This window comes from Capnocytophaga sp. oral taxon 878 (genome assembly GCF_002999135.1).
Classification (GTDB): Bacteria; Bacteroidota; Bacteroidia; order Flavobacteriales; family Flavobacteriaceae; genus Capnocytophaga.
Map to the genome: position 1 here is coordinate 2000001 of NZ_CP027229.1, position 20142 is coordinate 2020142.

The 20142-nt window shown below is 41.5% G+C and carries 13 protein-coding genes, 2 tRNA genes and 2 rRNA genes (1 of these 17 cut by a window edge); 9 read left to right on the plus strand and 8 right to left on the minus strand.

What is annotated here, in order from left to right:
• The 4 genes from C4H12_RS08980 to C4H12_RS08995 all read right to left on the minus strand — a co-directional run.
• A 23S ribosomal RNA gene (locus C4H12_RS08980) occupies positions 1-762 on the minus strand; it reaches 2088 nt to the left of the window's first position.
• A 139-nt stretch (positions 763-901) separates the two neighbouring features.
• A tRNA-Ala gene (locus tag C4H12_RS08985) sits at positions 902-975 on the minus strand.
• Positions 976-1015: 40 nt separating this feature from the next.
• A tRNA-Ile gene (locus tag C4H12_RS08990) sits at positions 1016-1089 on the minus strand.
• Between the two features lie 70 nt (positions 1090-1159).
• Positions 1160-2671, minus strand: a 16S ribosomal RNA gene (locus C4H12_RS08995).
• The 16S and 23S rRNA genes sit together here with 2 tRNA genes alongside, the layout of an rRNA operon.
• A gap of 686 nt (positions 2672-3357) precedes the next feature.
• Between C4H12_RS08995 and C4H12_RS09000 the strand changes: the two genes are divergently transcribed.
• The gene (locus C4H12_RS09000) at positions 3358-4311 is read left to right on the plus strand and encodes an alpha/beta hydrolase (protein WP_371514460.1); all 954 of its coding nucleotides are present in this window, start codon (positions 3358-3360) and stop codon (positions 4309-4311) included.
• Between the two features lie 97 nt (positions 4312-4408).
• Here the strand turns inward: C4H12_RS09000 and C4H12_RS09005 are convergent, their stop codons facing one another.
• The gene (locus C4H12_RS09005; protein WP_106098618.1) at positions 4409-5698 is read right to left on the minus strand and encodes a DUF4374 domain-containing protein; all 1290 of its coding nucleotides are present in this window, start codon (positions 5696-5698) and stop codon (positions 4409-4411) included.
• Positions 5699-5747: 49 nt separating this feature from the next.
• On the minus strand, positions 5748-7859 hold the full coding sequence (locus tag C4H12_RS09010; protein WP_106098619.1) for a TonB-dependent receptor plug domain-containing protein: 2112 nt from the start codon (positions 7857-7859) through the stop codon (positions 5748-5750).
• A gap of 336 nt (positions 7860-8195) precedes the next feature.
• Here C4H12_RS09010 and brnQ point away from each other — a divergent pair, with 336 nt between their 5' ends.
• Genes brnQ through C4H12_RS09025 form a run of 3 tightly spaced genes read left to right on the plus strand, consistent with a single transcriptional unit; the run spans position 8196 to position 11050 of the window.
• Complete coding sequence (gene brnQ, locus C4H12_RS09015; RefSeq protein WP_106098620.1) at positions 8196-9500, plus strand: branched-chain amino acid transport system II carrier protein; 1305 nt, start codon at positions 8196-8198, stop codon at positions 9498-9500.
• Between the two features lie 4 nt (positions 9501-9504).
• Positions 9505-10575, plus strand: a complete 1071-nt coding sequence (locus C4H12_RS09020; protein ID WP_106098621.1) for an efflux RND transporter periplasmic adaptor subunit — start codon at positions 9505-9507, stop codon at positions 10573-10575.
• A gap of 46 nt (positions 10576-10621) precedes the next feature.
• On the plus strand, positions 10622-11050 hold the full coding sequence (locus C4H12_RS09025; RefSeq protein WP_106098622.1) for a hypothetical protein: 429 nt from the start codon (positions 10622-10624) through the stop codon (positions 11048-11050).
• 76 nt (positions 11051-11126) lie between these two features.
• Here C4H12_RS09025 and C4H12_RS09030 read toward each other — a convergent pair whose 3' ends face one another.
• Together C4H12_RS09030 and C4H12_RS09035 are read right to left on the minus strand one after the other, a co-directional pair.
• On the minus strand, positions 11127-12398 hold the full coding sequence (locus tag C4H12_RS09030; protein ID WP_106098623.1) for a nucleotide sugar dehydrogenase: 1272 nt from the start codon (positions 12396-12398) through the stop codon (positions 11127-11129).
• Entirely contained in the window at positions 12399-13634 is a 1236-nt protein-coding gene (locus C4H12_RS09035; RefSeq protein WP_106098624.1) for a sigma-54-dependent Fis family transcriptional regulator, read from the minus strand.
• Between the two features lie 750 nt (positions 13635-14384).
• Here C4H12_RS09035 and C4H12_RS09040 point away from each other — a divergent pair.
• The 5 genes from C4H12_RS09040 (at position 14385) to pyk (ending at position 20068) form a co-directional block, all read left to right on the plus strand.
• Complete coding sequence (locus C4H12_RS09040) at positions 14385-15632, plus strand: toxin-antitoxin system YwqK family antitoxin (protein ID WP_106098625.1); 1248 nt, start codon at positions 14385-14387, stop codon at positions 15630-15632.
• A complete protein-coding gene (gene rlmN / locus C4H12_RS09045; RefSeq protein WP_106098626.1) occupies positions 15625-16674 on the plus strand; it encodes a 23S rRNA (adenine(2503)-C(2))-methyltransferase RlmN in 1050 nt (349 codons plus the stop codon). Before C4H12_RS09040 ends, rlmN begins: the two co-directional genes overlap by 8 nt.
• Before the next feature lie 19 nt (positions 16675-16693).
• Complete coding sequence (gene rseP / locus C4H12_RS09050; protein ID WP_106098627.1) at positions 16694-18025, plus strand: RIP metalloprotease RseP; 1332 nt, start codon at positions 16694-16696, stop codon at positions 18023-18025.
• Between the two features lie 97 nt (positions 18026-18122).
• The gene (locus C4H12_RS09055) at positions 18123-18590 is read left to right on the plus strand and encodes an IPExxxVDY family protein (protein ID WP_106098628.1); all 468 of its coding nucleotides are present in this window, start codon (positions 18123-18125) and stop codon (positions 18588-18590) included.
• Positions 18584-20068 (plus strand): pyruvate kinase, encoded by a 1485-nt coding sequence (gene pyk / locus C4H12_RS09060; RefSeq protein ID WP_106098629.1) that lies wholly within the window; start codon positions 18584-18586, stop codon positions 20066-20068. The genes C4H12_RS09055 and pyk overlap by 7 nt, the downstream gene beginning before the upstream one ends.
• Positions 20069-20142 lie beyond the last annotated feature (74 nt).

Sequence of the window (20142 nt, forward strand, 5' to 3'; positions counted from 1 at the left end):
CCTCCACGCTGTGTTACCAGCGCTTCAACCTGCCCAAGGGTAGATCACCAGGTTTCGCGTCTACTACTACCAACTATTACTCGCCCTATTCAGACTCGCTTTCGCTACGGATTCATATCTGAAATACTTATCCTCGCTGGTAACAGTAACTCGTAGGCTCATTATGCAAAAGGCACGCCGTCACAGCCTAAGGCTGCTCCGACCGCTTGTAGGCGTATGGTTTCAGGGTCTATTTCACTCCGTTATTCACGGTTCTTTTCACCTTTCCCTCACGGTACTGGTTCACTATCGGTCTCTCAGGAGTATTTAGCCTTACCGGATGGTCCCGGCAAATTCAGTCAAGGTTCCACGTGCCCCGACCTACTCAGGATACCCATAAGATTTATACTCAATTACCTATACGAGACTATCACTCTCTTTGGTGTGCCTTTCCAAACACTTCTAATTCTTAAGTACAACCTATATCTGGGTCCTACAACCCCCACTATGCCGTAACAAAGTGGGTTTGGGCTAATCCCATTTCGCTCGCCACTACTCTGGGAATCACTTTTGTTTTCTTCTCCTCCGCCTACTAAGATGTTTCAGTTCAGCGGGTTCGCTCACTTTACAGTGTAGTACATCTTCAATGTACTGGGTTGCCCCATTCGGAGATTTGCGTATCAATTCGTATGTGCCAATCCACGCAACTTTTCGCAGCTTATCACGTCCTTCTTCGCCTCTGAGAGCCTAGGCATCCCCCATACGCCCTTACATAACTTTTCGCGCTTGTAGTTCCTATTGATTCTCTCAATAGAATACCTCGTTCTCTTTGATTCTTTTTAATATTTTTTCGTTAGATGATCAATAATCCTTTATTGATCTCTTATGCTCTTTATCCCAATATGTCAATGTACTGTTGTTGTGGAGAATAAGGGATTCGAACCCTTGACCCCCTGCGTGCAAGGCAGGTGCTCTAGCCAGCTGAGCTAATTCCCCGCATCAGCTTCCAGAATTTCCTTTTCAGCTCTTAGTATTGTAGTCCCAGGCAGACTCGAACTGCCGACCTCTACATTATCAGTGTAGCGCTCTAACCAGCTGAGCTATGAGACTGCTTATTTTTTTGTTGACAGCAAGATTTAAAGAAAAGATGACCTTCTTTCCATAACATCGGTTTCTCTAGAAAGGAGGTGTTCCAGCCGCACCTTCCGGTACGGCTACCTTGTTACGACTTAGCCCCAGTCACTAGTTTTACCCTAAACAGCTCCTCGCGGTAACCGTCTTCAGGTACCCCCAGCTTCCATGGCTTGACGGGCGGTGTGTACAAGGCCCGGGAACGTATTCACCGGATCATGGCTGATATCCGATTACTAGCGATTCCAGCTTCACGGAGTCGAGTTGCAGACTCCGATCCGAACTGTGATCGTCTTTATAGATTCGCGCCTGCTCACGCAGTGGCTGCTCTCTGTAACGACCATTGTAGCACGTGTGTAGCCCAAGATGTAAGGGCCGTGATGATTTGACGTCATCCCCACCTTCCTCACGGTTTGCACCGGCAGTCCCAATAGAGTGCTCGACTTTAATCGTTAGCAACTATCGGCAGGGGTTGCGCTCGTTATAGGACTTAACCTGACACCTCACGGCACGAGCTGACGACAACCATGCAGCACCTTGAAAACTGTCCGAAGAAGGGCGTATCTCTACACCTGTCAGTCTCCATTTAAACCTTGGTAAGGTTCCTCGCGTATCATCGAATTAAACCACATGCTCCACCGCTTGTGCGGGCCCCCGTCAATTCCTTTGAGTTTCATTCTTGCGAACGTACTCCCCAGGTGGGATACTTATCACTTTCGCTTAGCCACTCAGCCTTACAACCAAACAGCTAGTATCCATCGTTTACAGCGTGGACTACCAGGGTATCTAATCCTGTTCGCTCCCCACGCTTTCGTCCATCAGCGTCAATTAATTGTTAGTAATATGCCTTCGCTATCGGTGTTCTGTGTAATATCTAAGCATTTCACCGCTACACTACACATTCCAACTACTTCACAACCATTCAAGACAAACAGTTTCAAAGGCAGTTGCTTAGTTGAGCTAAGCGCTTTCACCTCTGACTTATCTGCCCGCCTACAGACCCTTTAAACCCAATGATTCCGGATAACGCTTGCATCCTCCGTATTACCGCGGCTGCTGGCACGGAGTTAGCCGATGCTTATTCATAAGGTACCGTCATCAAAGTACACGTACTCCTTATTCTTCCCTTACAAAAGCAGTTTACAATCCATAGGACCTTCATCCTGCACGCGGCATGGCTGGATCAGTCTTCCGACCATTGTCCAATATTCCTCACTGCTGCCTCCCGTAGGAGTCTGGTCCGTATCTCAGTACCAGTGTGGGGGACATCCCTCTCAGAACCCCTATCTATCGTAGCCTTGGGGAGCCGTTACCTCTCCAACTAGCTAATAGAACGCATACTCATCTTTCACCACCAAGGCTTTAATAGTTCCACGATGCCGTGAATCTATACTATGGGGTATTAATCCAAATTTCTTCGGGCTATCCCCCAGTGAAAGGCAGATTGTATACGCGTTACGCACCCGTGCGCCGGTTTCAGCCCGAAGGCTTATCCCTCGACTTGCATGTGTTAGGCCTGCCGCTAGCGTTCATCCTGAGCCAGGATCAAACTCTTCATCGTTAAAATCTTTAATGTTTTAAACCGACTTTCAAGTTATTGACTTCAGGTTTCACTCAATTCTTTAAATCTTTGTTTTGTGCTGTACAACATTATGTCAATGTACGTGTTGTTTTCTTACGCTTACAAGACTAATTTTCGTCTCATTTGCGGGTGCAAAGGTACGGCGTTTTTTTAATTCTCCAAATTTTTTCAAGACTTTTTTTGAAGTTTTTTTGAGTTTATTTGTTAAACGGTTGATTGTCAGTGATGTGAGAAGTGAAGTTTTTTTGCGTAAAAAAAGGATGAAAGGGAGAAAAGGGGGGATTGGTGGGGAAATATGCGGGGGAAAATGTAGGATTAGGTAAGAGATAAGAGGTAAGAGATAAGAGATAAGAGATAAGAGGTAAGAGATAAGAGATAAGAGGTAAGAGATAAGAGGTAAGAGATAAGAGGTAAGAGATAAGAGATAAGAGATAAGAGATAAGAGGTAAGAGATAAGAGGTAAGAGATAAGAGATAAGAGGTAAGAGATAAGAGGTAAGAGATAAGAGGTAAGAGATAAGAGATAAGAGTTAAGAGATAAGAGATAAAAGATAAGAGATAAGAGGTAAGAGATAAGAAGCTTTTAGTTGAAGAAGAAATAGCTTAAGTACTTATTAATTGATTATTGATGATTATTTTTTATCTTTGCAGTCTGAAAAAAATATAATGATGAAGAAAATACTTTACTTTTTGTTATTAACTACATTTACAATGCAGGGGCAAAACTCTATCTGTATAGGAAAGCGTATTGAGATTGCTTCGGATGATGATATAACTCGTTCGGCTTTGGTATACTTACCACCTTCGTACTATGACTCTTCGTTAAGACCGATAAAATACCCTGTAGTATATCTGCTAGATGCTGAAGCTAATTTTAACTACTTTGCTACCTTGATGGAAAAACTATCACAAGGTATACCTAATGTGCCTGAAATGATTATAGTAGGGATTGAAACCTCTAAACGTGAAACTGATTTCGCTACAAATAGCGACGCTTTCTGGAAAATAATAACGACTTCTGTTATACCTTCTATTAAAAATGCATACCGGTGTAACAATTTTAATATAGTAGTGGGACACTCATTGGGGGGACTGGCGGTGACTTATGCCCTGAATAACTATACTGACTACTTTAATATATATATGGCACACGACCCAAGCTTATGGTGGGGGGATAATAATGGACTGAGACTATTTGAAGAGAATAGAGAGAAGGACTTTAAGGGGCGAAGGTTATATATTTCATATTCGGGTGAAAAAGTACGCAACAATGGACGTAGCAGGCATCATCAGACTATTGAGGCTTTGCAATCGTTATTAAGCAAGGGGGGATGCAAACACTTACAAGCCTATTTTCAAGAATATCCTGATGAAAACCACGGTACGGTGCAGATAATGGCTAACATCGACTTTTTTAGAATGCTTTTTGCTGAAATGTTTATAGACCGCAACGAGATTGAAGCTAACCCTATGGTGATTAAAGAGCGATACAAAGCACTATCGGAAAAACTGGGGTATGAGTTTAAACCGACAGAAAAATATCTGAAGAATACTGCTAAGTGGCTACAGAAGAATGGGAAAGAAGCTGAAGCAAAGGCTGTATTATCAATTAGCAAATAACAATATAATAATTAAGAAATTAAAAATGCTTGAAGAACTTTAATTCTTCAAGCATTTTTTGTTAGTTGTTAGTTGCTTTTTTTGAGTTATTACAAGATTAGATTTTTCCGATACCGCGTATGCCTTGTGCTCCTTTTACTACTAAGCCTTTTTTGGCTTGTGCTGTAGAGGGGTCGATTACGTAAATGGCGGCATCGTTGTCTTTTTCTGCTACTGGTAAGTAGCATTTGCCTTTGTAGCCCATTGCCATTACCCCTACCGTACTAGTAATATTAGCAGGATCGGGCAAGCCTGTTACCCAAGTAAGTGTTTTGGCTGCAGCATCGACAATAGCGTATTTGGCAGCTGGTGAGTTGGTATTTATATTTTTATCATTATAGAACTCTATCAAGAATTTAGTACCTGTAATGTGGAATACACTACGGAAAGGATGCCCTCCTGAAACTTGATCAATATTAAAGAAGTAATCTTTATCAAAATCGGTAGCGTCTTTCTTAATAAGGAGTGCCCCTGCTGGTTTGGTAGAACCTTTTTCGAAATGACCAGAGAATACATACACATCGCCATTATCGGCTTTGCCTAATTGAGAGATGTACTGAGAACGGAAACGCCCTGATGAATAGCCTAATTTATCGCTTTTGTAGATGCGTTTTAGGTTCATATTTTTATCGAAGGCAGCAACCCAAATAGAATCGAGTTTGGTAATAGCAGCTGTAGTAGAACCGCTGCCAGGGCGAGGTTGATTGCGCTCAGAATAAATCATTGAAGAAAGGAATTCGCCATTGCCTCTGTCTAAAATACCAGAAAAAGAAGCTATTTCTTTATTGTTTTTGCCTAAATCTTTGGTGATTTCGAGCGTGCCGATGGTGGTTTGGGTGGCTACTTTATAATCGGATACGTTGTGGAAAATAAAGGTAGCACCATCGTTGCGGTCTTTGCCATTGATTTGTTGGCCAGCAAGTGTTTGTCCGCCTACATTCACAACAAAATATTTGTCGAAGAAACCATAGGTAGTGAAACGAGAAGGCACTTGGAAGTCGGTTATTTTTTCCAACTTATCGGCATTTCGTTTGTACGATACCCCTATACCAGGGGTCTGACCTTTATAGGCTAAGCCAACCGCTGTATTCTGACCAAATGACCAAAAATAACCTGTTTCGGGCAGTTCTTCAAAATTAGAACTGATAGAGACTTCTCCACTTTCTAAATCAGAGACGTAGAGTGCAAAACTTTTATCGGTTCCTTTAGCATCGATTAAGAATTGTTTTTCGGCTACAGGAGGGTTTTCGGGTTCGTTTTTATCTTTTTTGCAAGATATAAAAGCAGTACTACCTGCTAATAGAGAGAGCATTAGCCCTTTTTTGAATGTTTGATTGTTGATATACATAAATTTAAATATTTAATTTTTCGCTATTGGGGTTGCTAAATGTTAGCCTTTAATAAAATCGGTAGGACAGTTTGGCGTAGAGAGCACGACCGGCTTTTTGGAGGCTATAGTTATCGTATAGGAGTTGGTTGGTGAGGTTTTTTATCTCGGCGGATATACTTATTTTTTTATTAGAGGTTTGGTAAGTGAGATTGACATCATGTGAGAGCTGTGAGGGGACAGTGTTTTTAGCTCCTTCGCTTTGCCAAGTAAGGTAAAACTCATCGGTATAAAGTAGGTTATAGGCGAGTGATAACTGGTCTTTTTTAGCAAATATTCCTTTAAAATTATAAGAGGCATCGGCATTGGCAAAAAAGTAAGGCAGATTGGGCACACGGTCATTATAAGTAAGAGAATTCGCCCCGAAAGCTGTTTTCTTTTCTTTGTTGCGTATATCCATATAGGTGATATTTCCGCCTAAGGCAAAGGTATTCTTGTAGAAATAACGGGCTGAAAGGTCGGCACCTATATTGAGTACGTTGCCGTGATTGCGGCTAGCGGCAATACCCCTACTATTAATCCCCCTGATGATATAATCGGTGATATTACGGTAGGCTAAGCCAGCTTCGATAAGGAAAGAATGGTTATCGGCTATGGGTTGGTAGGAAAGGTTAAAATTGATATTGTGGCTGTTTTCGGGTTTGAGCTGTTGGTCGCCTTGCTCGAGGTCGCCATCGCCAAAGAGTTCGCGCTCGGTAGGCAAGCGGAAGGTTTTTTCATACGACAATTTGACTTGCAGAGGGTTCAGTAGCTGGTAGGTAGTAGCAAGCCCATAGCCTGTAGTACTGCTATAGCGACTTTGCTCTTGGTATACAGCATTGCTTGCATTGCCAGCTATTTGTACAGGCCCAGTTACTTTGGTGGTGTAGTATTTAGCAAAAGCTAACATATTCCAAAGGTTATTGGGAGCAAATTTGTAGGATAAACCTACTATGTTTTTCTGATTTACCCGACGCATAAAATCGGCTGCTGTAGTGGCAAGTGATACTACATTATCGGTAGTGGTGCGCTTATAATGGCTATAGGTATTGCTGAGCTGGAAAAGGTGCTCGGGGGCAGGCATATAATCAATATACGAGGTAATATAGCCTGTTTTGCCCTCAAAAGTTTGAAGGAGATGCTGTACTTCGCCTTTGGTGGCTTTGGTACGGTAGGTGCCATCCCAAGCGTATTGGCGAGGCTCTTCGTCGGTATTGCGGGTAGTGGTAAGGTCATAGCGAGCGGTAAGAGCGAAAGAGAGCCCCCTAATGATATTCTTCTTTTCGTATTCCATAGAAGAGGAATAGGTGTGAGAGGTGCGGTATTTGCCCCCGAAGACTATCTGCATTAGGTTGGCATTCTGTATTTGCTTGTATTCTTGGTTGTAATTGAGCCCAAAGGAGAGTTTATCTGCCCATTTTTCATTGAATATATTTACACGACCTATTAGGGCTTCGTTATGATAGCGGTCGTGAAAGCGGGTAAACCAGCGAGGTTCTTTTGAGAAGACACCTGTATGTACATCGAGGTATTTGGTAAATACATTGTAATTATTATCGGAGTAGTTTTGGTAGGCATTCAGCTCGAGTGAAATATTATCAGTGAGTCGTTGCCCTATACGCAAGGTACTTTTGTGGGTATTGAAAGAGCCAAAAGTGTAGGATAGATTGGCATAATTGCGCTTACTACGGCGGGTAACAATATTGACAGCCCCCCCGAGAGCATCGGCACCAAAGGTGATAGGAACCACACCCTTGTAAATTTCGATGCGCTCAATCATTTCGGCTGGGATGTTATTAATGCGGAAAGAGGCATTGGCGCCGTTCATAGGGACGCCATCAATAAAGGTGCGTACGTGCCGGCCTGTAAAGCCATTGAGATTGATATGAGCCTCTGCCCCTACCCCACCGGTTTCGCGCATTTTGACACCTGAAACACGAGAAAGTATATCGGCAGCATTACTATTGACAGCTTGTAGAGACTGAGCCTCGATAGCGACTACGTTATAAGCTGCTTTTTGTATTCTTTTGATAGGAGCTTCGGCTTTGACTACGACTTCTTCTAATTGAGTAATGGAGTCTTTGGGCTGTTGTGCTATAGCAGCTATAGGAGCTAAAAGACTGATATATAAGAGTTTTTTCATTTTTATCACTAAATTCGGGGGCAAAGATAGTGAAATTATTTGGAATAACAATAAATAAGGAGTCGTTTTTTAGATTTTAGGGGTGTGAGGTTATTTGAGTGTTTTTTGCAATATATTTGGTTGGGGGAGATGAGCAACTATCTTTCGGGACATACTGAGCTGTGGCAGCTCGGTGACTATCCTTCGTTTATAGTTCGTTTATCCTTCGTTATTCGTTCGTTCAGGTTGGGGGGTGGCGGGGAGATGGTTGGGAGGAAGGAGATTGTTAAAAAAATTGTTTTGTTGGTTTTTTATTTGTAACTTTGCCTCATCGTTTAGCATTTTTAGGATATAGATATGGATAATAATAAGAATAAGTGGCTGACAATCACTACTGTAGGCTTTGCTCTGTTTGCTATGTTTTTTGGAGCGGGGAACCTTATATTGCCGCCTTTTATAGGCTTGCAAGCGGGTGAACACTGGGGTTCGGCACTGTTGGGGTTCTTTATTACGGCTATCATTGCTCCTTTTTTGGGTGTGCTTATGGTGGCTAAAGTGGGAACGCACTTCACTGACCTAAGTAAAAATATAAGTAGTGTACTGATAAAACTGCTTACTCTGGTAATTATTCTTTGTATTGGTCCGCTAATTGCTATTCCGCGTACGGGGGCTACTACTTTTGAGGTGGGGATAGTGCCTTTGCTACCTAATTTCAGTAAAGTAGTATTTTCTTTGTTGTTTTTTGGGGTGGTTTTGGTTCTTTCTATTTCAAAAGCGAAGATAGTGGCTATTATAGGGCGGTTTTTGACACCTTTTTTGCTGTTTGTGCTGTTACTTCTTATCATTTTGGGGGTAGTTATGCCGGTGGAAGAGGTGCATACGACGGCTTTGATGGCTAAGGGTAGTTTTGTGATGGGATTCACTGAAGGGTACCAGACTATGGATGTACTGGCGTCGGTGATTTTTGCGGGTATTGTGATTGGTGCTGTTATTAACAGTGGTTATAAGAGTGCTGAAGAACGCTCTCATATTACGCTGTGGGCTGGAGTGGTATCTACTTTGTGCTTGCTTTTTATTTATGGGGGGCTTATTTACTTGGGAGCTACATCGGGGTATGCGCTAGAAGAGAAGGTGCAACGGACGGAATTGCTTTTGCATATATCACACTCGGTATTGGGACATTGGGGTACTATGGCTATAGCGGTGGCTATAGGATTTGCGTGCCTTACGACGGCAATTGCTTTGACCTCGGCAGTGGGTGACTTCCTAGAAGAATACAGTAGAGGGAGGATAAGCTATAAAGTAGGCGTGGTGCTGTGTACAGTAGTATCGGTGGTGCTTTCTAACAATAGCGTAGATGCCATTATTGACTATGCAGAACTGATACTGCTATTTTTGTACCCTATTGTATTCACCATTATATTATATGAGCTGATATTTAGTAACTTTGTGCGTTATAGGACTGCCTATATGGTAAGTATTGCAGTTACGGCTGTGGTATCGGGGATAGGGATAGCAGAACAATTGGGACTGCCCCTAGGTGCCTTGTACGAGTTTAGACGATGGTTGCCTCTGAGCGAGTATCAGCTGGAATGGGTGTTGCCTTCACTAATGGGATTTGTAATAACTACGATTTTGAGACGATTAACAATTAAGAATTAACTATATGAAGATTTATTATTGGGGTTGGATAGCAATGGGTACGATATTGCTGTCATGCGGAACAGGAAGTAAAGAAAATAAAGAAGCGGAAACTGAAGAAGTACAACAGCTATTGCCTGAAACTACTGCTGAAGTAACAGTGATGCCTTTGCAACCTAAGATATTCACACACGAACTGGTGAGCAATGGGAAACTACAGGCAGGACAATCGGTAGCATTACAGTTTAAAGCTAATGAGAAGATAGCACGTATATATGTAAAAAACGGTGATAAAGTGACAGCAGGACAAACTATAGCAACTTTGGAACTGTTCTCTTTTCAAAATAAACTGCAACAAGCTACTGACGAGCTAAAACGCAGTAGATTAGACCTTCAAGATGCACTTATATCACAAGGGTTTAAGATAAAGGATTCGGCTAATATACCTGCGGCTACTTTTGAATTACTAAAGGTAAAAAGTGGCTATAATCGTGCTAAAAGCAATTATGAATTGGCACTGTTTGACTATCAAAATGCTACCCTTAAAACGCCTATAGCCGGTACTATAGCTAACCTAAACAGCAAGGCAAATGCTTACCCTAATACTAATGCCCCTTTTTGCAATGTGGTAAACTTGCAAAGCACTGAAGTGGTATTCCCGATAATGGAAAGCGAATTAGGCTTAGTACATATAGGTGATGCTGTGAAGGTTATGCCTTTTTCAATACCTGATGCGAAAATGCAAGGTAAGATTACAGAAATTAATCCTTGGGTGGATAGTAATGGGATGGTGCAGCTAAAAGCATCGGTGAGTTATCACCCGCAAATGGTAGAGGGGATGAGCGTGAGAGTAAGCATCTTCCGAGAAGTAGAAAAACAATGGGTAGTGCCTAAACAAGCAGTGGTACTGCGCACTAACCGGAAGGTAGTATTTGCCCTAAACAATGGTAAGGCATATTGGCATTATGTAGAAACAGGCTTGGAGAATGGTACAGAATATACCATTACGAGTGAAACCCTAAAAGAAGGAGATACAATTATTACTTCGGGGAATATTAATTTGGCACACGAGTCGCCGGTAGTAGTAAAACCTTAGTTGGCACAGTTTTTGAGACTGTATATATGTCCTAAAAGGAAATAATATGAAGAGAATACTTTTGGCAGTGGTAGCAGTAGCTATGCTTAGCAGTTGTGGTAATAGCAAGAATGCTGTAGCTTACAACAAAGCTGAGAACTACTTTGTAAATAATACCTTTCAAAATACCAAAGTTGAGACTTTAAAGATTGACAATAAAGCGGATTTTGACCGAGTATTTGGTATGGCTACTACTATGAGCAGCAGACCTACCGCTATTGACTTTGGCAAACAAACTGTACTGGCTATTGTAGCTCCTGCAAGCAACAAAGAAGTAACTATTCGTATTAAGGCTTTGGAAACTACCCTTACTAATGGTATATTGGTGAAGTACACTCTGGATGAAGGTAAAGATTTAGGGTATACAGCACAATCTTCTGAGATTATTACTGTAAATAAAACAGATAAGGAAGTTCTTTTCCAAGAAGTATTTTAAAGAAAATCGCTATTATATTTATATTGTTCTAAAAAGAGCGTGTAGCCTTAAAAGCTACACGCTCTTTGTTTTTATATTACAACCGATAGGTGGTAGGTGTAATTGGAAGTTTGCCTTTAACATCATAAATGATACCTTGAGGGGCTAAGTAGTTGGTAAGGGTGAGCTGAAGGAGCTGGGTATGTGCCACACATAATACTACAACATCATTATTAATAGGAAGGGAGTCCTTATCGGTAAGGATAGTGATGCCGTACTCTTGCTGGGCGTGAGCGGTATTTACTAATGGATCATACACTGTGATGTTATTAGTGAAGTTTTCCAACGTACGGTAAATATCAACGACTTTGGTGTTGCGCAAATCGGGGCAGTTTTCTTTAAAAGTAAAGCCTAAAAGAAGTATGCGACTGTTTTTTACTACTACCCCTTGTTGGCATAACAAACTGATGATTTGGTGCGCTACATAGCCGCCCATAGAATCATTGGTTTTGCGGGCTTCCATCATTAGGCGGGGTGATAGACCGTGTAGCTTGGCTTTTTGTATGAGGTAATAGGGATCGACACCTATGCAATGACCTCCTACCAAACCTGGGCGGAAGGGCAAGAAGTTCCATTTGCTGCTAGCGGCATCGATAACGGCATTGGTATCGATATTAAGGAGATTGCAGATTTTGGCTATCTCGTTCATAAAGCCGATATTCACATCGCGCTGGGCATTTTCAATAACTTTTGCCATTTCGGCTACTTTGATGCTGGGGGCAGGATAAGTACCACCGGTAAGTACCGAGTTATAAAGCGCATCTATTTCGGCAGCAATGGCGGGGGTGGAGCCTGATGTTATTTTGCATATATTCTCGACCTTGTGGTTTTTGTCGCCAGGGTTAATACGCTCGGGCGAATAGCCTACAAAGAAATCTGTATTATAGGTAAGGCTTGATATTTCTTCTAAAATAGGTACACACACCTCTTGTGTAACGCCTGGATAAACGGTAGATTCATAAATGACAATATCTCCTTTTTTAAGCAATGTGGCTACTGTATGGCTGGCAGTGCGCAAGGCAGTGAGATCGGGTTGCTGATACAAATCAATAGGGGTAGGGACTGCTATAATATAGACATTGCAGCTACTGAGCTCTTGGGCATTGGTGGTGCAGTGGAGGTGAGTAGCTAAACGGTTTTGGAGGGTGTGGGTATCTATTTCGGCAGTAGTATCAATACCGGCATTAAGCTGGGCAACGCGTTCGGTATAAGGGTCGAACCCTACTGTTGGGTATTTTTTGGCAAAGAGGCAAGCCAAGGGGAAGCCTACATACCCCAGCCCTATGATGCCTATTTTATATGATTTCATTTATCCTTCTAAATTGTATTGTTTTATTTTTCGGTACAAAGTGCGCTCGGAAATACCAAGAGATTTGGCTGCTTCCTTGCGTTTGCCCTCATTACGGCTGAGGGATTTGACTATCATTTCTTTCTCTTGTTCTTGGAGTGAAAAGCGTTCTTCTTCGGTAGCTTCATCTACATAATCATAATCGATATTAATAGGTGATGGCTCTTTGACAATGGTAGGTTCGGGGTATAGCCGGCTGTTATTATCATTGCCATAGATGCGGTGTATGAGTACCTGATTGTCTTGCTGCACTTGTGGAGAGTTACCATTTTCAAGCAGCTCAAGAGTGAGTTTTTTAAGATCGTTCAGGTCGTTTTTCATATCAAAAAGCACCTTATAGAGGATTTCGCGCTCGTTGGCAAAATCGGTATCGTTACGTGAGGCTTGTGGCACTACTGAGGGGAGGTTCGCCCCTTCGTGAGGTAAGTAGCTGTGGAGTATAGATGCATTGATATCGCGTTTTTGTTCCAGTACGGATATTTGTTCGGCTACGTTGCGTAATTGGCGTATGTTACCATTCCACCGGTAGGTTGTGAGCATTTGCACGGCATCGTCGGTAAGCCTTACTGGTGGCATTTTGTATTTTTGGGCAAAATCGGAGGCGAATTTTCGGAATAGCAAGTGTATATCTTCTTTGCGTTCGCGCAGAGGAGGTAGGTGTATTTCGACAGTACTAAGGCGGTAATAGAGGTCTTCACGGAATCGTCCTTTTTTAATTGCCTCTTGCATATTGACATTGGTGGCGGCAACTATGCGCACATTGGTTTTCTGCACTATTGATGAGCCTACTTTGATAAACTCGCCATTTTCGAGCACACGGAGCAATCGGACTTGTGTGGTGAGGGGTAGTTCACCTACTTCGTCGAGGAAAATAGTGCCGCCATCGGCTTCTTCAAAATAGCCGCTACGGGTAGCGGTAGCGCCTGTAAAAGCCCCTTTTTCGTGGCCGAAAAGTTCGGAATCGATAGTACCTTCGGGGATGGCACCGCAGTTGACGGCTATATATTTGCCGTGCTTGCGGAGGGATAGGGAGTGTATTATTTTGGGTATTGCTTCTTTACCGACGCCACTTTCTCCGGTGATGAGTACGGAGATATCGGTAGGGGCTACTTGGGTAGCTTTCTCGATAGCGCGGTTTAGCTTAGGGTCGTTACCGATGATGCCGAAGCGTTGTTTTATTGTTTGAATATTTTCCATAAAGTAGATTCGCAAATCAGCTTTTTAGTGCTTCCGTAATTTTTGGGCAAAAGTACAAAATAATTGGCAATACACAAATTAGTATTTTGTGATTGGCAGGAAGGAAAGGCTTCCCGCTGACCTACCCTACTGATATCTTCTTACCACCGGTTCCTTTCTGCTAAAAATTACAACTTTTTAACAATCAATATATTAAAGCCTAACATCAGCCGAGAAATGCTTAAAAATAATGACAAGAAAGAGCAAAGGACAAAGTGAGTATATGTGTTACTTTAGTATTTGTTAGGAGTTTTGGGGTTAGGGAATTTGATGAAAATGAAATGAAATTGGAGAATTTTTGAGAATAATGCAAAGATTGGGGTATTTTGCGGCGAATTTGACAAAGAGAGAGGAGAAAAGTTAAGCGCTTGAGAAACAGTAAAGTAAGGTTTATACTTCGTTTACAGTTCGTTTATAGTTCGTTTATCCTTCGTTCATCTTAGGGGATAACTGGGGTGTGGGTGGGGGGAGGGCGAGAGCGGAATGAACTGATTATCAGGTAAAAGATAAGAGGTAAGAGGTAAGAGAGAGGGGATGGGTGTTTTTTGAAGAATTCGCAATTTAGGGAAGAGAGAAGATAGAGGGAGAAAAAAGGGGGAATGGGTGGGGATGGTTGGTTGGTGGTTAATAAGTGGGACTAATTAATGAATACTAATTGTTATTTGATAATTATTTTGTATCTTTGCACTTTCAAACTAATAATAGCTATATATGAAATACCTCATCATTAGTATGTTGGCGCTTTCGCAAGGAGTTTGGGCACAGGAACTACTCTCGGAAAGCGATGTACAAGAAAAGAAATTTGGCAGTGAAAGTGTATTTACTCTTTACACTGATAACAAGCCGCTGAATGGTGATTACAAAATTGCTAAAGGCACTAAGGGGGAATATTACGAAGCATCATTTGTAAATGGTAAACTTAATGGGATAAGCAAACATTATGACCGCGATGGCAAACTATTTGTAGAAAAACCCTATAAAAATGGTGTGCTAAGTGGGGTGGGTAAAGAATACTACCCTAACGGACAAGTGAAAGTAGAAGCTGTACTGGAAAATGGTGACTATAACGGATATTACCGCAAATACGGACGTAATGGCGAGCCTTGGGAAGAGTGTAACTATAAAAACGGGCAGCTGGATGGGAAATATGTGGAATACTCGGAAGGGAAGGTTTATAAACAACGTTTTTATAAGAGTGATATACCTGATGGCGAATGGAAAGAGTTTGATGACAAAGGTAAACTCATCGCCTTAGAACATTATAAAATGGGTAAAAAAGATGGTAAGCAGTGGTTTTCCAGATCGTGGGATAGGCGTAGCGGGATTAGGGAAGAAACTACTGAATACTATAAAGATAATAAGCCTACTGGCAAATGGGAAAGCAAACTTAGCGATGGAACTATGCGCTCTAAACAAGAATATAAGGCTGATGGGACTTCGGTAAGGGAACGCTATCACGATAATGGGAAGCTGAGAGATGTTACAACCTTTAAAGGCGATAAAATGCACGGGGCTTACAAACGCTATTCGGACTTAGGATTGCTAATGGAAGATAGTACTTATGAGAATGATTACCCTGCCCATAGCAAAAAATACTATGATAATGGTAAGCTGAAAGAAGAAAGCTACTTTAAAAATAATAACCGAGAAGGAAAATACGTACTATACGATGAAAAAGGACGTACTATGCGGGAAGGAGCTTATTTGAAGGACTATGAGGATGGGCTTTGGAAATACTACTCGGCAAAAGGTATTTTGGAAAAGGAAGTTAATTACAAAGAAGGTAGACGCGAGGGGGCTTCTAAGGAGTACTACATTTCGGGCAATATCTACGCTGAAGGTAATTATCAGAGAAATGAGCGAGAAGGGGTATGGAAATTCTACTCGGATGCTGGTAAGGTAATAAAAGAGATTACTTACCAAAATGGTAATGAAAAGGAAGTAACAAAATATGAATAACACACGGCGCGACATACGTGCTTTGAGCAAGGAAGAACTGCGAACTTTTTTTGAAGGTGTAGGAGATAAGGCTTTTAGAGGTAACCAAGTGTATGAATGGTTATGGCAAAAAGGAGCTCATACTTTTGAAGCTATGACTTCACTGCCGAAGGCTACAAGGGAGATGCTGGCAGCACATTTCAGCATAAACCATATAAAGGTAGATGTGATGCAGCGCAGTAGTGATGGTACTATTAAAAATGCTGTACGACTGCACGATGGCTTGCTGGTAGAATCGGTACTGATACCGACTGATACACGTACTACAGCTTGCGTATCAAGCCAAGTGGGGTGTAGCTTGAATTGCTCATTCTGCGCTACGGCACGGTTAAAGCGGATGCGTAACTTATTACCTGATGAGATTTTTGACCAAGTGAAGGTGATAGATGAACAGAGTAGGACTTTCTTTGGCAGACCTTTAAGCAACATTGTATTTATGGGTATGGGAGAACCATTGATGAACTACAATAATGTGATGAAGGCTATAGATAAAATCACTTCGGAGGAAGGTTTGGGGATGTCGGCAAAGAGGATTACGGTATCGACTTCGGGGATTCCGAAACTGATAAGAAAGATGGCTGATGATGAGGTGAAGTTTAAGCTGGCAGTATCTTTGCACTCGGCCATAAGTAGTGTACGGACAGGGATTATGCCTTTTAATGAGCAGTTCCCACTAGAAGAGTTGCGAGAAGCATTGGCGTACTGGTACCAAAAGACTAAAAACCGTATTACCTACGAATATGTGGTGTGGAAGGATATTAATGACCAGAAGAAAGATGTGGAGGCACTTATTAAATTCTGTAGATTTGCCCCCAGTAAAGTAAATTTGATAGAATATAACCCTATAGATGATGGGGAATTTAAACAAGCCGACCCTAAGGCTTTGGAACTATACCAAACAATGCTGGAAGCAGCAGGTATTACAGTAACCATAAGACACTCACGAGGGAAGGATATAGACGCAGCCTGCGGACAGCTGGCAAATAAAGGGGTTAATTCTTAATTGACATATTATTATTTGAATGGAAGTATTTTTAATAAAAGCAGCTCAGTTGATACTGAGTTTATCAATTTTGGTTGTTCTACACGAGTTAGGACATTTTATACCGGCAAAACTTTTTAAGACGCGGGTAGAGAAGTTTTTCTTATTTTTTGATGTAAAGTTTGCTCTTTTCAAGAAGAAAATAGGAGAAACAGTATATGGCATAGGATGGTTACCCCTTGGTGGCTATGTGAAGATTGCCGGAATGATTGATGAGAGTATGGATAAAGAGCAAATGGCACAACCACCACAACCGTGGGAGTTCCGCTCTAAGCCGGCTTGGCAACGCCTTATTATAATGATAGGCGGGGTAACGGTGAACTTACTATTGGGATTCCTTATCTATACTATGATACTTTTTGTATGGGGACAAAGATATGCTAAACCAGAAGGTATAGAAGGAGGTTTTGCGGTGAGCCGTACTATGCGTACTTATGGTTTTGAGAATGGTGATGTGGTAATTGCCATTAATGGAAAGCCTTTGGAAAGCGCATTAGATGCTAATAAACATATTTTGCTACGTGATGCCCAACAACTTACTGTACGTGGTGCTGATGGTACTGAAAGAAGCTTATCATTACCTGATAGCATTGGGAAGACCCTATTTGTAAGAGGAGAGAGAAGTCCGCTGAGTGTAAAGATACCGGCTATTATAGACACTGTAATTGCTAAAGGTGCTGCTGCTAACGCAGGCTTACAAAAAGGCGATAGAATAGTGAGCATAGGGGGTGAACCTATTTACTATTTTTCGGACATACCTCCTGCCCTTACTATGGCACCTGAAAACACGCCTGTGAGTGTGATGATAGAACGCAATGGGGAACCTATGGAAGTGAAAATGACTTTAGGAGAGGATAAGAAGCTAAACGTAGTAGCCCCACAGAGTGAAAATCCTATAAAACTGAATCATCGTAGTTATAGCTTAGGAGAGGCTTTTAGCCACGGTGTGGCTTATGGCTATTGGGTACTTCACGATTATATTTCGCAGTTTAAATTTGTATTCACAAAGAAAGGAGCTAGTGAATTAGGAGGCTTTGGGGCTATAGGTAGTTTGTTCCCAGAGCAATGGAGCTGGTTGGAGTTTTGGCATATTACAGCATTCTTATCAATAGTATTGGCATTTATGAACATATTGCCTATACCGGCTTTGGATGGTGGACACGTGGTATTCCTGCTCTATGAGATGATTACGGGTAGAAAACCAAGCGAAAAGGTATTGGAATACGCCCAAATGGTAGGGTTTGTGATTCTTATTTCGCTATTATTATACGCTAATGGCAATGATTTGTACAAAGCAATTTTTCATAAATAACGAAGGAAACTGATTGATAAAGTTTGCAAGTGGGTGTAATACAGTTATTTGCTAATTTGCAAATTATTTGTATCTTTGCCGCCTGAAACAGAAAACAATGGCAACACGAAAGCTATTAGTAGATTATGAATGTGATTTTAAACTAATAGGACTGCACAGCCTTTTAGCAGATTATCGCTTAGTATATTTTTTAAATAAAGAATTGAGGTTACAGCTGCATAAGGAGCATGAAAAAGAGGCTTTGCTGTGCCCTATCTACCAAAAATACTTTTCGTACTACACTTGGTATAACCCCGAAACAAGCGTTAAGTGGCACTGTATTGGCAACAAGCTAAATGCAGAGAGAGAAATGAGTGGTACAGAAATTTTTAGTACTACACATAGTGTGCAATACTTAATAGCTAACTTAAAGAAAGTAGACTATTTCCTGAAGATAGATACTGAAGGACGGCTGAATACAGCTGAACTTGTAAGTAAGCTGAACCAAATACCTTCTACCACAGCTTATATTATAACACCTGATACACTGAATTTAAAACATAAATTGCTTTTTCAAGAATGCTAAACACTAAAAAAACAAAAATAGTAGCAACCTTAGGTCCTGCTACGGAATCGCCTGAAATCATAAAAGCTATGATGGAGGCAGGCGTGAATGTATTCCGCATTAACTTTTCGCATGCTGATTATGATGATGTGCGCCAAAGAGTGGAAATGATACGCCAGATAAACCAAGAATACGGATTTCATACAGCTATACTTGCTGACTTGCAAGGTCCTAAACTAAGAGTAGGTGTAATGGAAGACGAGAGCCACGTAGCCCCTGGAGATCGTGTTACTTTTGTAACTGGTGAGCCTTTTGTGGGTACCAAAGAACGTGTGTATATGAACTACAAAGAGTTCCCGATGGATGTGAACCCTGGTGAGCGTATTTTGCTAGATGACGGAAAGCTTATTTTTCAGGTAGAATCAACTAATCGTGAGGATGAGGTAGTGGCTGTAGTAGTACAAGGAGGTCCGCTAAAATCAAAGAAAGGGGTGAACTTACCTAATACGAAAGTATCATTACCTGCTCTTACTGAAAAGGATGTACGCGATGCCTTATTTGCTATTAGCCAAGAGGTAGATTGGTTTGCTCTTTCATTTGTGCGTAACCCTGAAGATATACGCGACTTAAAAGAACTTATAGAGGAGAATGCTGGACACCGCATTCCTATCATTGCTAAGATAGAGAAGCCTGAGGCTTTGGTAAATATTGATAAGATTATGGCTGCCTGCGATGGTATTATGGTAGCCCGTGGTGACCTAGGTGTAGAAATACCTGCCGAAGAGGTACCGCTTATACAAAAAGAATTGGTACGTAAAGCTAAATCACACCACATACCGGTAATTATTGCTACCCAAATGATGGAGAGTATGATTACCAGCCTTACCCCTACCCGTGCTGAGGTGAATGACGTAGGTAACTCGGTTATGGATGGTGCTGATGCGGTGATGCTTTCGGGAGAGACCTCGGTGGGTAAATACCCTGTACAGGTAATACAGCAAATGAGCCGAATTATTAAGAGTGTAGAAGACTCTAACCTTATACAAGTTCCGCTTATTACTCCTTTTATACGCTCATTGCGTTATGTGACTAATACTATCTGTTTCCACGCTGCTAAGATGGCGAATGATACTAATGCTAAGGTGATTACCTCACTTACTAATAGTGGGTATGCTGCTTTTAGGATTTCGTCGTACAGACCTAATTCACATATTCTTATCTTTACATCAAACAAGCGTATTCTTACCCAGTTGAACTTGTTGTGGGGGGTAACTACCTTCTACTACGATAGATTTGTATCGACTGATGAGCTGATAGAGGATATTAACCATATTGCTAATGAGAAAGGTTATGTGGATATGGGTGATATTATGATAAGCCTCGTATCAATGCCTATGCAAGGTAAAGGTATGGTAAATACCTTACGCGTATCGGAAATTGACTCGTGCGCGGTGAACTTTGAAAAGAAGAAAAAAGAAATAAAACATATACCTATTTGACTAAAAAAGGCTGCCCCGAGAAATCTCGGGGCAGCCTTTTTTTACTTTTTTACACAAATTATAGAAATTGACAA